We start from the raw sequence: 19,479 nt of genomic DNA, 5'->3' as shown, positions 1-19,479 counted from the left end.
GCAGCGCGACTTAGATTCCGCGCCGCTCTTCGGACACTCCAGACCGTTCGTACTTCATTCCATACCCGTCATGCTCTGAAGCACGTCCGATATCGTCCCAGATGGTGCTTGACGCTTCAGGCGAACCGGAGTGATCCGTCAGGAGTGACATACACGACCTGGTGCGCTTCGTCAGCTTCCCTGAGGTGTGGGCATGGGTCCTCCGGTGGCGCGGGCTGATCCCATGGTAGGAGACCGTGACTGCCTCACCCAGCGTCCGAGTGGTTCTCGCCCGGCACCGGACGCCACTTCACCTGCATGTCCCGCACCGGACGTTCGAAGAGGCCCGGTCCGCGCCCGCCGAAAAGCTGATGCCAGTCCGCCGGGTCCAGCGCCTTACGCAGCCGTGTCGCGTAGTTTTGTACCAGGGCCGCCTGGTAGTGCTTCACGTCGTAGTCATGACCGTCCGGAGCGGTCATCACCGTCAGACCCTGCCCCTCACGCACGTAGAGATCCACCCGGTCGCCGGCCCGGAAGGCGAGTCCAGCCTGCCACGCCGCTTCCAGGTGCGCTTCCTTACGCTTCTCCCGCGTCAGAGCGTAAGCGTCCTGATTTTTCCCGATGCGGACGCGGGTGCTAACGTCAGCGTTGGTGTACGCCCGGCTGGAGAGCCGAGCCATCACATCTCCGAACGCCGAGTGCACCGCGGGGACATCCCCTTGCAGCAACGCCACGAGCGTCGTTCGCAGGAAGGTCGTCCCGTAGCGTTCTGACCGGCTGGACTCGAAGGACGCGCCACTCAGGTCGAGCGTGCCGTCATAGCGCAGCAGAACGTAATTCTTGATCTGGTGGCTGAGCATCGCCTGGGCCCGGCCATCGAACTCCAGGGTGATGCCTGCAGGAAGGGTATCGGACACCTCGGCAATGAGGGCGCGCTCTGCTGCCTCGCCGATCTCTTTCCCGGTGCTGAAGTACACGCCGTCGGTATCCGATTCGATCAGCTGCACGCCGCTGGCCTCCAGTGCTGCCGTGACCTGCTGCAGGAGATCACGCCCTCGCGCTGTGACCTGATCGGCAGCTGCTCGGCGCACCGGAACTGGTGCCTCTGGAGAGCAGGTGAGGTCACGCCCGGCATGCTCGCCCTGACCGGCTGCCTGTTCGACGGCGATACGCTCCACCCGCACGCCACTGTGCTCATTCAGGACGGTGTGATCCTGGAAGTTGGCACGAACCTCCCCATCCCTGCGGGTACCCTGGTGCTGGATGCCGGACCCGACGGCACCATCCTGCCCGGCTTGATCGACCTGCACGTGCATGCCCGTCCGGACTACGCCCACTGGTTTCCGGAAGCGGGCGTCACGACCGTGCGGGATGCCGGTAACAGCCTGGACGTCATTCGGGACCTGCGAACCCTGGCCCACTCGGGAGAAGGCCCGCGTGTCTATGCGTCCGGCACCATCCTGGATGGTGAAGACAGCATCTTCCAGCATTTCGGGGAGGGGGTCCTGATCGAGGTGGGCGACCAGCGTGCCGGCGCATGGATCCTGCAGAATGTCCAGGACGCACAGGGGGCCGTTGATGCGCTCGTGGCGGCTGGGGTCGACACGGTCAAACTGTACGAGCAGCTCCCGCCGGACGCCTTTCAGGCCGCGGTGCAGCGCGCCCGCGACCATGGCCTTCCCGTCATGACGGATCTGGGGACGCGTTTCACCCGCGGGCTGGATGGCGCTCGGGTGGACGCCCTTGAGGCACTGGACATGGGCGTGCGCACCATCGAGCATGCCAGCGGGTTCGCGCTGGCCTTCCAACGGCTCGGTTTCGATGCTGCCACGCAGTTCCCCACGGATGACGTGCTGCGCCAGTTTGCGCGTGCGGTGGTGGACGCCGGCGCGGTGCTGGTGCCGACCCTGAGTGTCCACTAGGGACTACGGTCTGATCAGCGGCAGACCCTCACGGGCCTTCCCCACGGACTGCGGGACGACGAACGCGCCCGGAGCATGCGGGGCATGTGGGACGGGCTGCATGCGGCGACCGCGCAAATGCGTTCCGCGGCGGACTGGGACGCCCGTCTGGCGGCAGCCCTGACGTGGCACGTGCTGGAACAGGGCGGTGAGGTCGGGGCTGGAACGGATACGCCTGCCGGGGTGGACAACCTGCCGGGTGGGGGGTTGCACGCGGAACTCGCTCACCTGGTCAATGACGCGCGTGTGACGCCACTGCAGGCGTTGCGGGCAGCGACGGGGACGGCTGGACGGCTGCTGGCGAACGGGACTGTGCCGTGGGTAGGTGTGCTGCGGCCTGGTGCGGCTGGGGACGCGTTGATCGTCAACGGGGACCCGCTTCAGGACATCACGGTCACCCGCCGGGTTCGCACGGTGATCCATTCAGGCCACGTCCTGGCATGACGGCCCAGATGAAGGGCTGAACCAGACGCTTGAACAGGTGCCCCGGTCCTCTGCCGGCATCGCCGTGCTGTGTGGGGGCACGCGTCCCACCCGATGAGGACCCCCAACGCCGCCTTCGGTGGGCTGACCGACGCCTGACAGAGATTCGGAACCATACACGCACGACCCCATTCACCCCTGACAGCCAGCACACGTAACGAAGTCCACCTGGAGGCAACGATGACCGTCCACCCCTGGCCCACCCCGAACCCCCGGCTGAACAGCTGTCCGGTGCCCGGTGACGTTCACGCGTGTCTCCGATGCGAGCATGACTGGAGTGACGCACTGCTGCAGGGCGCGGAGCGGGAGTATCAGGAGCGCGAACGCTTGGACGGGCAGTACCGGCGCACGCTGGAGCTTGATGAAGTGGCGTTCGGTGAAGCGGCTCCGGAGTGCTGGTGGCCGCGTCCTGGGAATCACGAGGTGGGGAGGTGCACCACTGTTTCTCCGGGCGTGTTGTTGGTTCTGGGCGGGTTGATCGCCTGGGTCCTGGTCAGTACGGGGAACGTGGTTTCTGCCGGTGTCATCCTGGTGATCGGCACGCTGTTGCTGCTGGGGGCGACGGGGCGTGCCCGCGTCCCAGGGCGCCAGGAGGGGGGCTCTGCGGCTGAGACGGTACCAGGAGCGCTGAACGGGTATGAAGGTGGTCCGGGTGCGACTGGCGGGGGTACTGTCGGCATGCGGCAGAGTGGAATGCATTCCGATGATTGACTCCACGTGGTACAGGCGCGTCACGGATGTTCCGGTTCGCCAGGCAGCGGGCGGCATCGTGGTTCACAAACGGGACGGTCAGGTGTGGGTGGCCCTCACCATCGAGCATGAACCGGAGTTCGATGTCGTAGCTCTCCCGAAGGGTGGCGTCGAGACTGGGGAGAGCCCTCTGCAGGCGGCGGTGCGGGAAATCAGGGAAGAGACGGGATTGCGTCACCTGCAGTTGATTCAACCTGAGCCGTTGACGGTGGAAGGGCGGTATGCCTGCCAGATCCGGGCATCCAGCCCGCCATTCACGCGAGTGAGCGCCGTCTCCAGCGCGCTGGAAGTCAGCACCATCAGCAGGAAAAAACTGGCCCGATTTGCAACTGCGACGCCCTGGAGGGCATGCAGGATGCAGAGCCACGTTCCGTCTCGTTCCCTCACTCAACGCAACCCACCGCAGCCTTATGTCGTACTTGATGGCGAGCACCCCTGCCGTCCAGTCCCGTTCTCCCTTCCCTGACTCAGGAGATGTCATGACACTGCCTCACACACAGTCCGTGCCTGCACACATGTCTCCGGCCACAGAACCCGTCCCGCGCTGGTGGCCCTGGGTGCGAGCGGCCCTGTTCCTGACAGGCCTGGGCCTGATCGGCCTGCTGGTACTGCCCACCGTCCTGGGCCGACCCACCTACGAAGTCCAGGGCGGCCAGCTTATCGCTCAAGCCTTCCAGGCCCGGACGGTCATCCCTGCGGGTACCCCAGTGACCCAGGAACGCATCGTGATCCGCCGGAAAGTCGTGGGTTCGGCGATGACCGGGTACACGGTCGGCCGCTTCGAGCTGGCCCGGCACGGTCTGGCCGACCTGTATACCGATGGCTCGGAGCGCGCCCTGGTGTTCCGCACCTCACCCCGGGTGACGGTCCTGACGCCAGCGGACCCAGACGCCCTGCTGCGCGCGTGGCGAACCGAAACCAACAGCATGTTCCGTCCAGCTCGGCCCGCCCATTTCACTGCTTGGACCGCGCTGCCCTTGCTGGCGACCCTCCCACTCCTGGTGATCGGGGCGAGGCGTCCTCGAATGGAGTACTGCTGGGAGGACGGGGCGCTGGTGGTGCGCACGTCCATGAGTTCACAGCGGTTCCTGATTGGGGCCACCAAAGCGGAGCTGACGCGTGAGGGGTTGGGCCTGCGGCTGTTCGGGACCGCGATCCCTGGGTATTACACCGGGACGTTCTCGACGAAGTCAGCGGGCGGTGGACGCGTGCAGGCGTATGCGACCACGTCCAAGCCGAAGGAAGCACTGTTGTTGCGGCTGGATGGGACGACGTATTACCTCACACCGGAACATCCTCACCGAGCACTCGAGCGTTTCAGCACCGGGTGAGCTGTCTGCGAGCACGTAGCCTGCAGGGAATGCCTGACACCCTTGCCTCCATCCATGTGTCTGCCCGCCAGCGTTACCACGACCTGATGGCGGTCCTGCGTGAACGGGCTGACGTTCAGGCGCTGTACCTGACCGGCTCCCTTCAGCGTGAGGACCAGACGGCTGACGCCTGGTCCGACATCGATCTGACCCTGGTCACGCGTGATCCAGCTGCCTACCGCGAGAGTGAAGCGTGGCTGCGCGAGGTGGCTTCGATTGACTTCAGGGTGCTGTATACCCCCCGTCATCTGCGCGTGCTGTTTCATGACGGTGTGCTTCTGGAACTGGGCGTGTTCGATGAAGTGGACGTCCGCCAGCCCCACCCGCTGCTGGGCATCGGTGCTGGGCGGGTCATCCTGGACCGCGCGAACCTGACAGACGCGTTAGAGCGGGTGGCCGGGCAGCACTCACCGTTTGAGTGGTCGGCTGCGCACGGCGTCGGCTGAGGATTTGAACCCAGCACTCCAGGATCCGATGGATACGGCGCGGCGGTTCGAGCGGCGGTATCCGGCTCTGGCCTCACTTCTGCCGCGGTTGTTTCCGACTTGTGAGGTTCGGGCCGTGCGGGAGGCCTTACAGTTGGCACTCGATCTGCTGGATGTGCATAGGCGTGAGGTGCTGGCATCATCCGGAGAGGTGTTCCCGGAAGCTCTGGCTCGCGCGGTGCGTACCCGGGTGGAGTCAGAAGGGGACCGCTCGCTGGGAGTGCAGAGCGCCGGGAAACCGTCTGCTTAAGTTCGAAGAAGGCGCGTCCTCAGGGCCGGGGTCTCTCGAACCTCTTGAGGTACTGCTCGATGCTCTCCAGACCAATGCGGGCCCGGCGTTCATTCACGCGCTCGGGGGCTTCGAGCCAACTGGGTGATGCTTTGCCCTGCACGTCGTCATACGACACCTGCGTGCCGTACAGTTGCGGCTCTCCCCGGGCCAGCCTCACCCGGTCGGTCAGGTACGCCAGGTTCTGCGCTTCGGCCTGGGTGCTGAACTGCTGGGAGATCAGATCCAGGATGCATGCCTGCACGGCGGGCCGGGCATCCGCATGCTGAGCCAGCAGCCAGGCGTGACTAGCCAGTTGCGGGTCGCTCCGGTTGGTGCTGGGCCATCCGCGCTGCCGCAGCATTTCTTTGAGCCACGCGGTGGACTCGGCGTCTACGATGGCCATGTCTTTTGCTCCAGGCTGACCTTTCCGGCTGGCCTGGTCCTGCTCGACCAGACGGGCGGCCTGGTCGGTGAGCGTGTTGATCTGCCCTTCGGTCAGGGGCTTGTTCAGGGTGCTGAGGCTCGTGAAGGCCTGACACACTGGACGGAGCACCACGGGGCGTTTCAAGCCGGGGGGTGCGGGGCGCGGGGGCAGGCTGGCCTGACGTTCAGCGACGTCCTGGGCCAGGGGAGGAAGTCCGATACCAGCGCGGCGGGCGTCGACCCCGGCCGGATCCTCGATCGGCCAGGCTTTTACCGTGCGGCCGCTGCGGGTCAAGGCGGTGCCGTAGCGTTGCTGGGCGCCCAGGCCGATGAGACCCCAGTCGATCAGGCGTGCGGCTCCGCGCCGCTCTACTGGCGTCTTGGCCCCCTGGAGAGCAGCCTGACCGGCGCACCACTGTGTGGCCGGCTCGTGCAGGAGGGCACCGAGGGTCGTGCGGATGAGCGGGTCCGTGGGCCAGCCGTGGGTGCTGAGAATCCGGTTGATGTAGGGAGTGACTTCCGATTCGAGGGCTTCGAGCCGGGTGGTTTCTGCTGGAGTCGGAAGCCGTGTCGCGAGGTGTCGTTGGAGTTGCGTGAGCTGGGCCTGATAGGCGGTGGTGGTGGCCTGGACGGCGGACGTGAGCGCGGGCGTCATGGGGCGCGGCTCAGGAGCGACGATCTTCGCGCAGGCTGTGGGATCGGGGACCTGACTGGATTGGGCGAATGCTGGGGTCACGGTGAGCAGGAACGCGGTGGTGAGCAGGAGGCGCATGTGAGGCTCACTTTTTCACAGGCCTCGGACGTGGATATCCGTAATTGAGCATGGGCGGGTGTGCTGGAACGAGCGCGGGAGCGGCCATGCTGGGCATCAATCAGGCATGCGCTGGAAATGACCCTGAGCATTTGGCGTATTGATCCGCTGCCCAGATGCCCGTAGGGTACGGCCACAATGCCCAGCCGCATACGCTAATTCCCTTCAGACCACTGGCCCAAGCCTCGAACCGTCCACCTGGCGTGGAACGGTTCGGCCTGACCTGATCTGGGGGAAATACCTTGAGCGTCATCCTGTCCCAAGTCTCCATGACCTTTGGAGATCACAACCTGTATCGAGAAGTCAATTTCGAGCTGCACCACGCCGACCGTGTCGCCCTGCTGGGACGCAACGGCAGCGGCAAAACCACCCTGCTGCGCCTGATAGAAGGGGCACTGAACCCAACCGCCGGGCACGTCACCACCAGCGGACGTCTGGCCTATCTGCCTCAACTCACTGACCTGCCTCAGGTCTCGCTGCTGGATGCCGTCCGTCCCCTTGCCCTGGAACAGGCCCGTCACCGCTTGACGGCCGCGGAAGCACTCCTGAACGACCCGACAGCGGAAGCGTTGAGCGCGTACGGAGCCGCCGAAGAGGCGTACCGACTCCTCGGCGGGTATGACTTCGAGCAGCGCGCAGAGGAGGTCCTCAGCGAGCTGCAGCTGAGATCAACCTGGATGACAGGTCAGCTCTCCGGTGGACAGCGCCGCCGAACCCTGCTGGCCCGGCTGCTGCTCACACCTGCGGACACGTACCTGCTTGACGAGCCGACCAACCATCTCGACTGGCCGAGTCTGGAGTGGCTCGAAGGCTGGGTGCGGGCCAGCCCGGCGTCCTTCCTGATCGTCTCGCACGACCGCGCGTTCCTTGACGCGACGGTGACCCGCTGTGCTGAACTTGAGCGCGGGGAGTTGCGCGAGTACCCCGGAAACTTTACCCAGGCCATGGAGGTCAAACGCGACCTGAGAGAAGCACGTGAGCGGCAGTACCAGGCCCATCAGCGTAAAACCCAGTCGCTCGAACAGGAGCGCGTCAACGTGCAGCAGCGGGCGGCCAGCACCGACCGGTACAACCATAAGCGCAAGAAGCCCGGGAACAAGAAGTTTGCCAAGATGCGTGCTCAGGATGTGGCCCGGACCCTCGCCAGCAGGGCCAAAGCGTTAGAACGGCGGCTGGACCGCATGGAAGCTCCGCAGCGGCTGCTCACGGAAGCCAATCTGCTGCGTGTGGCTTTAAGCAGCGGGGCGCACGGACCGAACGACATTCTCAATCTGGACCGGGTCAGCCTGGAGGTGGGTGGCAGGCCTCTCCTGCACGACCTCACCGCTCACGTGCGGCGTGGGGAGAAGATCGCTGTGGTCGGACCGAACGGCAGTGGGAAAAGTACCCTGCTCCGCGCCTTGCTGGGGGAGCTCCAGCCGTCAGGCGGTGAACTGCGCCGTGCGGACCTGGCTGTGCAGTGGTCCGGACAGCATGGTGAGGAGCTGGCCGGCTTCACGACACAACAGGAGGCCCTGTTGGCAGTCGACGACCGCTTAACACCCCAGCGGATGTATGAGGTGCTGGCCCGGCTGGGCCTTCCCAGAGACCTGGGGCATCTCGTGCAGGACTTGTCGGGGGGGCAGCGAACGCGGTTGTCGCTGGCCCGACTGAGTCTGACGGCGGCGCAGCTGCTGATTCTTGACGAGCCGACGAACCACCTGGATCATGCGGCGATCGAGAGTGTGCAGGGGGTGTTGCACGCGTTTGAGGGCACGGTGATCTTCGCGTCGCACGATCGTCACCTGGTGAGCGAGGTGGCCAGCCGGTACTGGTGGGTGGAAGGCGGGCAGATGAGTGACGTCACTGCTCTGGAGGCGGAGGGAACTGAGCACGGGGGAGAGTGCTGGTCATGAACGCAGTGAGCCGACCCATCGATAACGATCAGGTCTGGTGGAGCCCGTGAACTTCAACTGGTGGAAGACGCCTTGTATGCTGCGGCGTTAGCATTCGATGACCTGAGTCCGTTCCTGGAGGCGTGGGAGGCGGATGAACGCGTGAACGTAACGCGGCATGTTCTCGTGGCAGGTCAGGGAATGACCCCCTGGAGGTGCTTGAGGGGGGTCATGGGTTCAGGGGGTGGATGTTGTTGAGGGCGGAGGTGGCCGGACCGAGTTGCCCCAGAGGCCGACAGCACCCGCCTGGGCCATTCCTGCACTCAGCGTCAGCGTGGCGATCAAAGCGCACAGCGTCTTTTTCATCATGTCTCCTATGAATTGAATGGATCCTGTGCAGCGTACACCATCAGCGCACGGGGCACGTCATGAAATCAGCCAGGTCGCGCACATTCAGCAATGCCCTTCAAGCCGTTGTACCCGTCGTGACGCTCTCAAGCGTCCGCGTCACGTACACGAGGTGGGAGTCTCAGACCGTATCGAGCAGTGCCTCGACAGCATGGACCCGCGGGCCGGCCACAACCACGTCTGGCCAGCGGCCATCAGGCTTCAACGTCACCCGCTCGGAGGACAAGAGTTCCGCTGCCCACAGCAGGCAGGCTGCCAGATCGTCAAATACGACCTGGACGTCATCGAAGTCCGCGCCGAACAGCACCACCTGCCCGGCTTTTCCCAAGGGTCCAGGATCCACATCCACTCCCAGGTAGTTGCCTGTGGTATCGGAGAACACCGGCAGGTGCCCGGGGTGTGGGTACCCCGCGCTGAGGCGTGGGTCCAGCTCCTCCTCCGTAACGATGACGAACGCGCGGTTCTCCTGAAACTCCTGGATCACCTCCAAGCTCTCCTGAAGGCTTAAGAACTTCAGGCTCAGGAACGTGCCGGGCACCAGCTGGTCGCCTTCACCGTCGTGCCGGAGGTATAGCTCACGCAGCTGGGCCGGGAAAGAATGGCCCAAGGTGGCTTCCGCCTTCTGAATATCCTGCGGGCGTGCTGGAGGGGCCTACCGGCCTTCCGCGCCTGGAATGCGTTGTCAGAGGGCGGCGATCCAGGTGCGCCAGCTGTCTTCGACGGTCAAAATGTCCACCTCACATGGTCAGGGTTGCATGGGAATCACCGAATGTATTCGCAAGAATATACCTACAAGGGACGCCCTGTCCCTGTATCTTGAAGGGAACCCTGTCCCCCCGTCCGCTCTGGAATACTGACTTTCACTCCGGGAGGGCACATGAACACAACTCACTCTGCTCTGGAACAAGACGCGCGGCTGGACGCTTTGCGGGCGATGCTGCTCAGGCTGATCTCGGACGGGCAGCTGACGGACCAGGAGCTGCGCCTGCTGATCGAAACCCGGGACGCCCTGGCGCTCGCACCTGAAGCGGTGCGGAGTCTGAGAGCAGAGATCTACCACACGGCGCTCCTGCACGCGCAGCAGCGGGGAAGAGTAGGCGCGCGGGATGTGGAGCTGCTCGACCGCATCGTGCAGTTCGTGAACGGCGGCGTGTGGCTGACTGAGCACCTGGAGGAATAAGGGAACCCGCAGTGCAGTCCCTCACCCAATTGGAAGTCAAGGAAAGCTTGAGTGGCGCAGCCTGTGACAGGATGCCGGGGCTTATGCCGCGTCCTACCCTGGCCCTGCTGGCGATCACGTTGAGTGTAACGATGACCGCCAGTCCGCGTTCCGCGACCCCTGACCCCCAGCTGGTGAACTCACCACTGGGCACGCTGGTCATGGTCAGAGCACCCACCTCGGCATCCACATCAGCCAGGTCTGCCAAGGTCAAACCCGCTCCCGCAAAGCCAGTGCCTAGCAAGCCAACCTCGCCGAAACCCGGCACCAGCAAGGTGGCGAAGACCACTCCCATGCCGGTCCAGAGCAAAGCAGCCAAGCCCAAGACAGGGCTGTCGAAACCAGTCACGAGCACGCCTAAGCCGGTGGGGGGCAAGGCAGTGACGAGTTCTTCGAGGCCACTCCAGACCAAACCGGTTATCAGCAAACCAGCTGTGGTCAAGCCTGGACTGACCAAGCCAGTCACGAGCACTTCAGTGAAGCCCAGGTCAGTCCTGTCGAAACCTGTCACGAGCGCGCCCAGGCCAGTGCAAAGCAAACCGGTCGTCGCCACGCCTGCGAGGACCGTGGCGGCTCCGGTGGCAAGCAAACCCGCGCCATCCAAACCCGCAGCAATGAAGCCAGTGCCTAAGCCCGAAGTGGCTGAGCCAAGGCTGGTGGCCGGACCGCTGCAGACCGGGCCCGCGATGCGTGGTCTGTGGGTCGATGCCTTCGGGCCCGGATTCAAGACCCCGCTTGAAGTCGACCGGCTGATCGCAGACGCGCGGGCCATGAACATCAACACGCTGTTCGTGCAGACGGTCAAGCGCGGTGACTGCTACTGCAACGGCAGCCTGCTGCCGCGCACGGAGGATCCGGCGGTGCCCCCAGGCTTTGACCCGCTGGCCGACGTGCTGGCCAAAGCCCACGCCCAGGGCATCAAGGTACATGCCTGGGTCATTCCCACGGCGGTGTCTAACCGTGCAATCCGTTACGCGGTGACCAATCCCGAGCATGTCATCAACGCTCACGGGGAAGGCAGCGAGCAGGACTGGTTGACACGCAACGCGGCTGGCTCCATGTGGGCGGGAAACGATCAGCAACTCGATCTCGGGAATCCGGATGCGCGCGAGTATGTAGTCGATGCCATCCGCAGCGTGGCGGCCGACTACAACGTCGACGGTGTACAGCTCGACCGGGTGCGTTACCCCGACCCCTCGGGAGCGGTGCAGGACTGGGGCTATAACCCGGGTGCGGTGGCAGCGTACCAGACCGAGACGGAGACCACCGTTATGCCTGCGCCGGGAGATGCGAGCTGGACCCAGTGGCGTCGTGACCGGGTGAACGTGCTGGTCTCAGAAGTCTCTGCTGGAGTGCGTGACGTGCGCCCTGAAGCGGTCATCAGCGTGGCGGCCATTACGTATGGCGCGGCGCCCCAGACCCCCGAAGCCTTCGCCTTTACTCGTACGTACGCTCAGGTGCTGTAGGACTGGCTGGCGTGGCTGGGGAGTGGGGAAGTGGACCTGGTGGTGCTGATGAACTACAAGCGTGAAGCGCGTGCGGATCAGGCGCGGGAGTTTGACGGCTGGAACCGTTTTGCGATGTCGGTCAGGGTGGGGGGTCAGGTGGCGGCTGGGACGGCTTTGTATATCAACACCGCTCAGGAGAATCTGGCGCAGGTTCGGCGGACCGTGGAACTTGGTCTGGACGGGTGGGTGGGGTATTCGTACCGCACACCAGAATTGGGTGTGGAGCAGGGGATGAAGACTGGAGACAAGGCGTACCGGGAACTGAGCAGGTTGCTGGTGGGGGAGAGCGCAGCGCGGTAGGGAGAATTGCGAAGAATGACCTCTAGGCGGAGTGTTGCTTTGGGTCGTAGGCTGAGGGCATGAACGAGCGGATCGTGATCGACCCGAATATCTGTAATGGACGACCGACCGTGCGGGGGACTCGCATCACCGCGCAGACCATCGTGGAGTTTCTGGCGGCCGGAGACAGTGTCGAGGATGTCCTGGAGGAATACCCTTCGCTGACCCGCGAGGATATTCTGGCGTGCCTGGCGTATTCGTCTCGCCTGCTGGCTCATCAATTCACGCTTGAGAAGATCGCTTGAATCCAGGGGGCTACTTGCTGGACGAGAATCTCTCGCCGCGGCTGAAGGCGGGCTTTGGGCCTGACGTTCTGGTAGTGCACGCACGTGACCTGGGAGGGGATCAGAGTGATCTCGCGTTGTGGACGTATGCGACGGAGCACGCTCTGGTGCTGGTGACGAAGGATGCGGATTTTACGGATCGGATGCTGGCTCTGGATGTGCCGCCTCCGTGGGTGGTGAGGCTGCATTGTGGGAATCTGCGGGCGCGGGAGATGCGGGCGTTTCTGGAAGCGACGTGGCCGCGTATTGAGGCGCTGTTGCCGACGCACCGGTTGTTGCAGGTGTATCTGGATCGGATTGAAGCGTTGGCATGAGGAGTACTTCTTGGTCGGGTTATCCTTTTGCAACCGGTACTTGTCAGAATATACCTCTATCCCCACCTCCCATCTCCCGCTACACCGTGATCTCCCTTTCCCTGCGCCTGCTTTCCCCCTGCATCCCGCGTGCGGGATGCTCTCAAGACTCCACTTTTCACCCCGGCGTCCCTCGCAGGCTCCTCATCCAAGCCTTAGCCCAGGCAGGAGCTTCACACCACTCCGCTTCAGTTCAGCCGGGAAGCACCCTGGCGCTCAGCTGAGCACGAAATCAAGAGAACACTACTGTTCCCCAAGCTGCAGCCCAGGCATAAGCAAGCGGGAACAGACGCAGTGCAGCTCAGGCAAGTGCTGTTGTCTCTGGTTCACGCGTCGGCATGGCGGAACGGGCTCGAACCTGGTGGGGTTCAGCAAGCTCAAGCTGGCACGACAGCATGGGGAAAAGCAGGGTGGGGAGTAGGGGACGGGGTTTGGGAAAGGAGGAAAGGAGGCAGGGATGTGCCTGCTTTCCCCTTGCATCCCGCGTGCGGGATGCTCTCCAGACTCTGATTTCACGCTGGCGTCAGCGGAACGCGGCCGTTCCTCAAGCTCCAGCACAAGCACAAGCAGGCGAGAACACATTCAGTGGGGTTCAGGCGAATGCTGCTGGACCTGACTTCCCCCTGAGCATCGCGGAACAAGCTCGGGGCTGATGGGGTTCAGCATGCTCAAGCAGGTGCAAGAGCATGGGGGAAAACAGGGGGGTTGTAAACAAGGAGAGAGGCCGCGGAGGAAAGGAGAATACGGAAGGATATATTCTTAAATAAACAAGGAACGAAGAGGCCGAAGCACCGCCTCAACAACCCACCCAAGAGCACGTCACACTGCTTAAGATGCGCACCCTCCTGACGCTCCTCACCCTCACCGGCACGGCCGCAGCCACACCCCCCCTGCTCAAGGCTCTCCTCGCGGTCACTGAGCGCAGCCTGAACATCTGCGCTTCTCTTCAGGCCACCGGCAGGCGCTAAGACACGCTGACGCTCTGGCCCGGACTGGCACCGCAGGGCCAGAGCGTCAGCAACAGTTCCTCAGAACGGCCCGGGAAGGTGGGGACCCTCGGGAGCGCTTGGTTCGCTTATGGGGCAGTCGCAATCCTCACGAGCTTGCTTGCCCTCCAGGCGGGCTGGATTACAGCGACGGTCCTCCTGGGATTGGCTGGCATCCTGACCTTCATTGCTCTGGGCGCACGGCGTGATCGGCAGCGTCCCGCTAAGCCGTAAAAGACGTGTAGTGCTGAAAAGTCACGAACATCATATAAAATGGAATGATGTTCAAATCTAAATTCATGAGATTAAGTTTAGTTGTTTCCATCATAATGGCCGCTGTTGTATTCGGATCAACTAGAGATCCCGTTCTAAGCCTATTACTTGTAGTGACGACATGCATCTTAGCTATTATGGTGGAGCGAATTAAAAGTTTCCGGAAAAGGCACTGATCTGCAGGAAAAGGTGCTGCTCTGCTAGCGAAAACCCCCGCCGGGGCAAGTCGTTTTCTTTCGTGTTCCTGCCCTATCAGAGGACTGCGATCCCCATAGAGAGCGGTCCAACCCGCTGCGTCCTGGAACTGACCTTTCGGACGTAAGCGCGGTCAGTTGTCCTGCAAGACAGCTGGTGCGCCTGGCGCTGAAGCGCGCCAACGTGATGATCCCGGCAAGTTGTGGAGACGCTCGCGTGCGCGTTCAGGCGCTCGGCGCAGCGTGGGTCTGGCATGATGACGTCACGGGAGGCACCCTACCATGCGACACGCCCGGGAATACGTCCTGAAAGCCGCACAGAACCTGTATGCACAGGAACACTCCACCCTGACGGCTCAAGCACTGTTCGAAGAGGCCCTACGCTTAGGCGGTAAACGGCCGTACGCGCTCCAGCCCGCTGTATTGAAAGTTTCGAATGAAGTGTTCAGTCCGCCAGGTGCTCCGCAGCGAACAAGAGGGCCTCATCCACAAGGAAGCCTGTGACCTCAAATTCCAGAAATCCGCCCTTGACCTTGGCCCGAGGGGCGCTGACCCACTGCCGGTCGGGCATGACCGGATGCTTGGCATCCACGGTCACGGCCAGGAGAATCAGGGGCGCGACCTGAGACGGATCCAGTTTACCCAGGGGCAACCTCACGAGAAACCGTCCCCGGTCTGCCGCGAGGACGTCTTGAGTCACCCGCACGGCATACACGGGGAGAGCCAACCTGACCTCCGGAGCCAGCGGCACAGGAAGAGCTGTGCTCGGCAGCCGTTCGACCGTCATACTCGTGCCTCGCACGTTGCCTGCCCGCCAGCGCGCAGGGGCCAGCACCTGCACACCGTCCACACCCACCAGCCTACCAGCAGGCCTGATCAGGCCTGTCACACTTGCCCTCCGCGGTGTCTGCTCATGGTTCTGGGCGAACGCGGGTGCCATCATGGCTGGATTGCCCGCCCATCCAGCCAGCACTGCCATGGCGACCAGTCTGGTGAACGCGCTGACCACGAATGGTTTGGCCGGAGTGAGGGCAGGGTTCCTTGGCACCTTTCCACACTAAGCCCAGAGATTACAAGGTGTACCAGATACCACGCTTGATGTAAGGCCTGTAAGGCAGAGGTCTCCCCCCAATGCGGGGACGGGCGGTGGGCGTTTCCCTCAGAAACTACGGGGAACGCCCGGGCGAGGACCACTCGAGATCGTCCGGAGTGCTGCCGCTTGCGTGCCCACCCAGCGCCCCCGCACGGTAAGGACATGACATCAGGACTGCGCCCCGCCGCTCAGGACCACAGCACGGCCACTTGCACCACTGCGGACATTCATGTGGCTCCTGAGGAGCGCCTGCATCAGACCGCCGCGACCCTCAACACTCCTCTTGATCAGCACGACCAGCGGGCCGTCAGGAAGCTGCTCGCGCCCCACGCCTGGCGCCTGGACCCCGTGAACGCAGAAGCATTGATGACGGTCCTTTGCTTCGTGGGTTTCGTGCTGCTGTCCGTGCTCCTTGCTGAGTTCTTCGTCCCGTGGCTGGGCGCTTATCGAGTTCTGGTTTCGGTCATCGTTCACACCCTGCTGATCGTGGTCTGCGCCTGGAGAACGGTTGAACTGTGGCGGGTGCAGGAGCACCGCGCAGCGCTGAAGGGGGTGACGTTGATCATCATGTGGGGTGGGTTGTTGTTTCTCGATGTGCGACCTGCCCTCGCTCCATAGACTGCGACGAGCCTGCCGTCTTCTGCGGCTTCTTTGAACGGACGCGCCTTCGATGACGGTTGGAACTGGGAGCAACCTCACCGCGGCTGGTGCTCCTCTGACTTATAACGAGTGCTCATGCTCAAGCCCACCGTCATGCTGGTTGAGGACAATACAGCTATTCGTACCCTCCAGCGCGTGCTGCTGATCCGCGCGGGCTACACCATCGTGGAATGCGCGGATCTGGCGGGAAGTAGGCAAGTGCTGTCCACGGTATGTCCAGCAGTGGTGGTGCTGGATGTCCACTTGCCGGACGGTTACGGCTTGGTCAAAAGCTTTTCCTCGGGCTTGGGATTTTCAGTCATACCGGACGTTACCGGTCAGGCTGCGTCAGCACCATGAGTGTCACGTAAACCGAATTATCGTCTGACTTTGTTCGAGCACTGGGTCATCCATAAAGCCTGGAACCTGAGGTTCATGTTCGCCCTGTCCAGGCGCCCTCCTTTCTCCTCGAAAGTGTGAAGTTTATCTCATACACTCTTTCATCCAGCCTTTAGGTTGAAGGCATGGAACTCCTCCAGCACTTCCTCCTGATCGATGACAACGTAGCTGATCAGATGCTGGCCGAGGAAGCCTTCCATCAACTCTGCCCGGAATGCACCCTCACTTGCGTCTCTGACGGCGCCACTGCGCTGGACATGCTGCGGGCCCGGGTCATCCAGCCCGACGTCATCCTGCTGGACATCAACATGCCCGGCATGAACGGCTTCGAAGTCCTTCACGCGCTCAAAGCCGACCCTGAGATGGCCTTGCTGCCTGTAGTGATGCTCTCGACCTCCAACGCACAGGAGGACGTCCGGCAGGCGTACACCCTGCATGCCAGCTCCTATCTGGTCAAGGCAGGAGATTTTAGTCACTTCCTGCAGCAGATCGACCAGTTTCTCGGCTTCTGGCAGAAAAGCCGCATCGCGCACGGCTCCGCCGGAAAGCAACGCTGACTCCGTCCCGAACCGGTCAAGGCCAATGTAGGCGACGGTAATCAGTTCGCCCGTGCGGCGCGAGCGTTCCACCATCTGCTGGAGCTGAAATGTGAACGTGGCGCGATTGACCAGCCCGGTCAGGGCGTCCGTTCGGGCCTGATGAGCCAGGATTTCCCGCAGGTCATGCAGGTGCCCGACCAGGGCGCCCAGCAGCATGCCCACGACCGCACTCACCTAAACAGGGGTGGCACGTCGATGATTCCATTCACATGGTAGAAGCCCGCCACGATGGCTGGAATGCTCAGGGCACCGTGCAGCAGGCCCATTCATGCTCCGTTAACGCTGGCAGCTCCGGCGAAATTCAGGTACGCCAGCGCGGTCGCGGCCACATCGGCTGTGGCGTACAGCCGGGGGAACACAGCGATGTACACGCCCCAGGCGAGGAGCGGAAGTACATGCCGGATGAAGCCGGTTCGCATGATGTGCCGGTAGTCTGGCGCATTTCACCTCACCTGTGTCTCGCGGAAAGGTCAGGTGCGTCAGGGGTGCACTGAGCGTGTCAGGGGTGGGTCTGCATGTCGCGCAGCATGAAGCCCCTTTTTCAGGGCCAGCACGATTACAGCGACACGGGCAGCGTAAACCCGAACGTCGCCCCAACCCCTGGATCGCTCTGCGCGAACACCTGGCGCGATGCCGCAGGAAGCCAGGCTGAAGTCACAGGGCTGGCCTTCTGACCAGACCTGGAGTGGAGGGCCAACCGGATTCGGAGTTCATGTTGGTCCCTAATCTGCGGCATTGTTGGCATGTCCGGACATCAGATTGGGGATCGTGCGGCTCTCCTGCGCTGCCGGACTTCGCCGAAGGCACCGCCAGGGAGCTGGCCGTTGGCCTTGCCGAAGGAACTGAAGGCTTCCTACCTGACCGTCCTGGTCCCGCTGTGCGACCTGGTCATGGCGGCTCACCCTTCCTTGAGAAACCGGGTGCCACACCCGGCGGACCAAGCAAATCTCATCGCGCGCCCCGCAGGACGGGCGTGATACTGCGGCATGACCGGCTCCGCTTCCAACGTCGACTACGAAGGCCTCAGCCTGCGGGTCAGCCAGGAGGGCCTGGGCAGCCTCAATCCCGTTGAACGCGTCACCTGGCTGGTCATCAACACCAACATGGAGATCCTGCTCGGCGGGCTGTACGGCTTCTATCACAACTCTTCCGGTGATTACGCGGCGCACGCCGTCGAAGCCCTGGAGCAGATTGGCGTGCATACCGCCGGGCAGGCCCTCCGGGATGCCAACGTCCTGTTTCCCGGCGGGATGTCCAGTTCCGAGTGGCAGCCGCGCCGCGAACAGCTTGACCGGATGGAAGCCAGCGGCACCGACCGCTTCGATACCCTCACGGGCCTGCTTCAGGACGCGTCCAACGACGAAATTCCCGATGGCCTGGAACGGTACGTCAACAGCCACGCTCGCCACTTGCCTTTCATCCCGGTAGGCCTGCATGTCGGCTGAGCTGCGCTGTCTCCATGACGCGTTCATCGCCGAGTGCCTGACCCCCATGCAGGACTTGCGCGATGAACCGGGCGTCCAGGCCATGCGCCGGATTCTGACACTCGAAGCGGACATCCGGCGGCTGCTCAGGGACTTCCCGCCCGGCACGCCGTACGCGCTCGCCCCGGATCACCGTGCGCGCCTGCACGCTGCACAAACTGAACTCGAGGCCCGCTGGCAGGCTGAACTCGCCATTCTCGACTCCCGTGCCCGCCAGGATTACGTGATCCTGCGGCGCCATCAGCGCGCGTCGCAGGTGCTGGGCCGTCCGCTTGACCAGTGGGTGTGGGGACTGGCTGTCCCTGGTCTGCTGCTCCTGCTGATCGCTGTCCTGTTCCCCGCCGTGCCGGCCGGGTTCGGCGTGACGTTGCTGGCCGCTGCGGTGCTGCGCAGCGCGGACCTGTCCGGCCGCCACAAAGGAGCCCTGGCCCGGCTGTCGGACGCCGCGCCCGGCAGCCCGCCGCCGTCTAGCCCGGCGCCCTCCCCGTGACGGATCCCGAAAACAGCAGATGTTGACCCCACGCGGCCTTCTTCACGGCCTGCCCTCCCGGCATGACGGATCACCGGATGTGCTGGGTGACTCGCCCGCCTGGAGGACGATGAGGTGGAGGCAGTCGTGCGTGGCGCAGCGGGCCAATTGGTGCTGTTGTACTTACCGACGTACAGCCCTTGGCTCAACCTCATTGAGATGTTGTGGCGGCACTACCGGCGTGAGGTGACGAGCTGTGAGCCCTTCGAGAGTGTGGCTGCCCGCATGACCCTCATGGCTGGGTGTGAGTGCCCGCCTCCTGCTCTACCACTTCGGCATCCCCCCCTTCCTTCCGCCGCACGCCGCGTCAGCACCAGGCGCGCGGCGTGCTCGCCGGACTGCACCGCGCTCCCCAGCAGGCCGCCCTCCAGTGGCGACGTTTCTGCCCCAGCCCAGAACAGACGGCCGTCCAGTGCAGGGTCACGCAACAGCGGATGGCCGTACGCCGGCAACACCTTCGGTGGTGCCTCATCCTGAGCGGTACTGGACAGCCGCTCCCGGGTCCAGTCCACCTCTTCATAGGAGCGTGGCAGCAGCGCCGCCGGTCCAAACAAGCGCCCGAGTTGCGCCATCACCAGCTGCTGTCATTCCTCCGGAGGAGCGCTGCGCACCTCCGCATGCGCGGTAAAAAAACTAAACAGGGCACCAGCCCCACCGTCCGCGGGCGAGGCGTCGTGAATTTCTTGGAGGGGCCCAGCGTAACTGACCGCAAACCCGGACAGGCCCGGCTGGACTCAAGGGTCACGGCAGCATGATCCAGGAAGA

The 19,479-nt window shown here is 63.5% G+C and carries 24 protein-coding genes and 2 pseudogenes; 19 read left to right on the top strand and 7 right to left on the bottom strand.

From position 1 onward, the window contains the following. Positions 1–245: 245 nt before the first annotated feature. Positions 246–1,157, bottom strand: a complete 912-nt coding sequence (locus IEY49_RS16435) for a hypothetical protein (protein WP_229780866.1) — start codon at positions 1,155–1,157, stop codon at positions 246–248. Between IEY49_RS16435 and IEY49_RS16430 the strand changes: the two genes are divergently transcribed. From IEY49_RS16430 to IEY49_RS16400, 7 genes are all read left to right on the top strand, one after another. Then, positions 1,113–1,901: an amidohydrolase family protein gene (locus IEY49_RS16430; RefSeq protein WP_189010733.1), complete on the top strand. Its 789-nt coding sequence runs from the start codon at positions 1,113–1,115 to the stop codon at positions 1,899–1,901. The genes IEY49_RS16435 and IEY49_RS16430 overlap by 45 nt on opposite strands. Positions 1,902–2,018: 117 nt before the next feature. Continuing rightward, positions 2,019–2,384 carry an amidohydrolase family protein gene (locus IEY49_RS16425; RefSeq protein ID WP_189010731.1) on the top strand — a complete coding sequence of 122 codons (366 nt, stop codon included), beginning with the start codon at positions 2,019–2,021 and terminating at the stop codon, positions 2,382–2,384. Between the two features lie 219 nt (positions 2,385–2,603). Then, complete coding sequence (locus tag IEY49_RS16420; protein WP_189010729.1) at positions 2,604–3,134, top strand: hypothetical protein; 531 nt, start codon at positions 2,604–2,606, stop codon at positions 3,132–3,134. Next, entirely contained in the window at positions 3,061–3,639 is a 579-nt protein-coding gene (locus IEY49_RS16415; RefSeq protein ID WP_189010727.1) for an NUDIX domain-containing protein, read from the top strand. Before IEY49_RS16420 ends, IEY49_RS16415 begins: the two co-directional genes overlap by 74 nt. Before the next feature lie 13 nt (positions 3,640–3,652). After that, positions 3,653–4,504 (top strand): PH domain-containing protein, encoded by an 852-nt coding sequence (locus tag IEY49_RS16410; RefSeq protein ID WP_229780865.1) that lies wholly within the window; start codon positions 3,653–3,655, stop codon positions 4,502–4,504. Between the two features lie 29 nt (positions 4,505–4,533). Further along, on the top strand, positions 4,534–4,989 hold the full coding sequence (locus IEY49_RS16405) for an aminoglycoside 6-adenylyltransferase (RefSeq protein ID WP_189010725.1): 456 nt from the start codon (positions 4,534–4,536) through the stop codon (positions 4,987–4,989). 133 nt (positions 4,990–5,122) lie between these two features. Further along, positions 5,123–5,278 carry a hypothetical protein gene (locus tag IEY49_RS16400; RefSeq protein ID WP_189010723.1) on the top strand — a complete coding sequence of 52 codons (156 nt, stop codon included), beginning with the start codon at positions 5,123–5,125 and terminating at the stop codon, positions 5,276–5,278. A 19-nt stretch (positions 5,279–5,297) separates the two neighbouring features. Here the strand turns inward: IEY49_RS16400 and IEY49_RS16395 are convergent, their stop codons facing one another. Beyond that, a complete protein-coding gene (locus tag IEY49_RS16395) occupies positions 5,298–6,494 on the bottom strand; it encodes a DUF6624 domain-containing protein (RefSeq protein ID WP_189010721.1) in 1,197 nt (398 codons plus the stop codon). A 281-nt stretch (positions 6,495–6,775) separates the two neighbouring features. Here IEY49_RS16395 and abc-f point away from each other — a divergent pair, with 281 nt between their 5' ends. Further along, positions 6,776–8,428: a ribosomal protection-like ABC-F family protein gene (gene abc-f, locus IEY49_RS16390; protein ID WP_373291934.1), complete on the top strand. Its 1,653-nt coding sequence runs from the start codon at positions 6,776–6,778 to the stop codon at positions 8,426–8,428. Between the two features lie 508 nt (positions 8,429–8,936). Here abc-f and IEY49_RS16385 read toward each other — a convergent pair. Next, a pseudogene (locus IEY49_RS16385) lies at positions 8,937–9,449 on the bottom strand (SMI1/KNR4 family protein); the annotation flags it as partial. Positions 9,450–9,692: 243 nt separating this feature from the next. Here IEY49_RS16385 and IEY49_RS16380 point away from each other — a divergent pair. From IEY49_RS16380 to IEY49_RS21720, 6 genes are all read left to right on the top strand, one after another. Continuing rightward, positions 9,693–9,995: a hypothetical protein gene (locus IEY49_RS16380; RefSeq protein ID WP_189010715.1), complete on the top strand. Its 303-nt coding sequence runs from the start codon at positions 9,693–9,695 to the stop codon at positions 9,993–9,995. A 653-nt stretch (positions 9,996–10,648) separates the two neighbouring features. Next, a complete protein-coding gene (locus IEY49_RS16375) occupies positions 10,649–11,500 on the top strand; it encodes a glycoside hydrolase family 10-like protein (RefSeq protein ID WP_189010713.1) in 852 nt (283 codons plus the stop codon). A gap of 30 nt (positions 11,501–11,530) precedes the next feature. Then, complete coding sequence (locus tag IEY49_RS16370) at positions 11,531–11,842, top strand: hypothetical protein (RefSeq protein WP_189010711.1); 312 nt, start codon at positions 11,531–11,533, stop codon at positions 11,840–11,842. Between the two features lie 59 nt (positions 11,843–11,901). Beyond that, entirely contained in the window at positions 11,902–12,126 is a 225-nt protein-coding gene (locus IEY49_RS16365; RefSeq protein WP_189010709.1) for a DUF433 domain-containing protein, read from the top strand. 14 nt (positions 12,127–12,140) lie between these two features. After that, positions 12,141–12,479 carry a DUF5615 family PIN-like protein gene (locus IEY49_RS16360; protein ID WP_189010707.1) on the top strand — a complete coding sequence of 113 codons (339 nt, stop codon included), beginning with the start codon at positions 12,141–12,143 and terminating at the stop codon, positions 12,477–12,479. An 872-nt stretch (positions 12,480–13,351) separates the two neighbouring features. Next, complete coding sequence (locus IEY49_RS21720) at positions 13,352–13,486, top strand: hypothetical protein (RefSeq protein ID WP_268239076.1); 135 nt, start codon at positions 13,352–13,354, stop codon at positions 13,484–13,486. A gap of 930 nt (positions 13,487–14,416) precedes the next feature. Here the strand turns inward: IEY49_RS21720 and IEY49_RS16355 are convergent. Continuing rightward, positions 14,417–14,950: a hypothetical protein gene (locus IEY49_RS16355; protein WP_189010705.1), complete on the bottom strand. Its 534-nt coding sequence runs from the start codon at positions 14,948–14,950 to the stop codon at positions 14,417–14,419. 276 nt (positions 14,951–15,226) lie between these two features. Between IEY49_RS16355 and IEY49_RS16350 the strand changes: the two genes are divergently transcribed. After that, positions 15,227–15,682, top strand: coding sequence for a hypothetical protein (locus IEY49_RS16350; protein ID WP_189010703.1), 456 nt, complete (start codon positions 15,227–15,229; stop codon positions 15,680–15,682). Between the two features lie 117 nt (positions 15,683–15,799). After that, entirely contained in the window at positions 15,800–16,063 is a 264-nt protein-coding gene (locus IEY49_RS16345; protein WP_189010701.1) for a response regulator transcription factor, read from the top strand. A gap of 140 nt (positions 16,064–16,203) precedes the next feature. Here IEY49_RS16345 and IEY49_RS22085 read toward each other — a convergent pair whose 3' ends face one another. Both IEY49_RS22085 and IEY49_RS16335 read right to left on the bottom strand, forming a co-directional pair. Further along, positions 16,204–16,875: a diguanylate cyclase domain-containing protein gene (locus IEY49_RS22085; protein ID WP_444542415.1), complete on the bottom strand. Its 672-nt coding sequence runs from the start codon at positions 16,873–16,875 to the stop codon at positions 16,204–16,206. 92 nt (positions 16,876–16,967) lie between these two features. Beyond that, positions 16,968–17,120: a hypothetical protein gene (locus IEY49_RS16335; RefSeq protein ID WP_189010699.1), complete on the bottom strand. Its 153-nt coding sequence runs from the start codon at positions 17,118–17,120 to the stop codon at positions 16,968–16,970. A gap of 567 nt (positions 17,121–17,687) precedes the next feature. Between IEY49_RS16335 and IEY49_RS16330 the strand changes: the two genes are divergently transcribed. From IEY49_RS16330 to IEY49_RS21930, 3 genes and pseudogenes are all read left to right on the top strand, one after another. Continuing rightward, the gene (locus IEY49_RS16330; RefSeq protein WP_189010698.1) at positions 17,688–18,146 is read left to right on the top strand and encodes a DMP19 family protein; all 459 of its coding nucleotides are present in this window, start codon (positions 17,688–17,690) and stop codon (positions 18,144–18,146) included. Then, positions 18,136–18,675: a hypothetical protein gene (locus tag IEY49_RS16325; protein ID WP_189010696.1), complete on the top strand. Its 540-nt coding sequence runs from the start codon at positions 18,136–18,138 to the stop codon at positions 18,673–18,675. The genes IEY49_RS16330 and IEY49_RS16325 overlap by 11 nt, the downstream gene beginning before the upstream one ends. A 114-nt stretch (positions 18,676–18,789) precedes the next feature. Further along, positions 18,790–18,867: pseudogene (locus IEY49_RS21930) on the top strand (hypothetical protein); the annotation flags it as partial. A 20-nt stretch (positions 18,868–18,887) separates the two neighbouring features. Here the strand turns inward: IEY49_RS21930 and IEY49_RS16315 are convergent. Beyond that, positions 18,888–19,286 carry an FAD-dependent oxidoreductase gene (locus tag IEY49_RS16315; RefSeq protein ID WP_189010693.1) on the bottom strand — a complete coding sequence of 133 codons (399 nt, stop codon included), beginning with the start codon at positions 19,284–19,286 and terminating at the stop codon, positions 18,888–18,890. Between the last annotated feature and the right edge of the window lie 193 nt (positions 19,287–19,479).

It is taken from the genome of Deinococcus malanensis (assembly GCF_014647655.1).
GTDB classification, from domain to species: domain Bacteria; phylum Deinococcota; class Deinococci; order Deinococcales; family Deinococcaceae; genus Deinococcus; species Deinococcus malanensis.
Note: the sequence above shows the minus strand (reverse complement) of the source record. Positions and strands in the feature narration are given on the sequence as shown.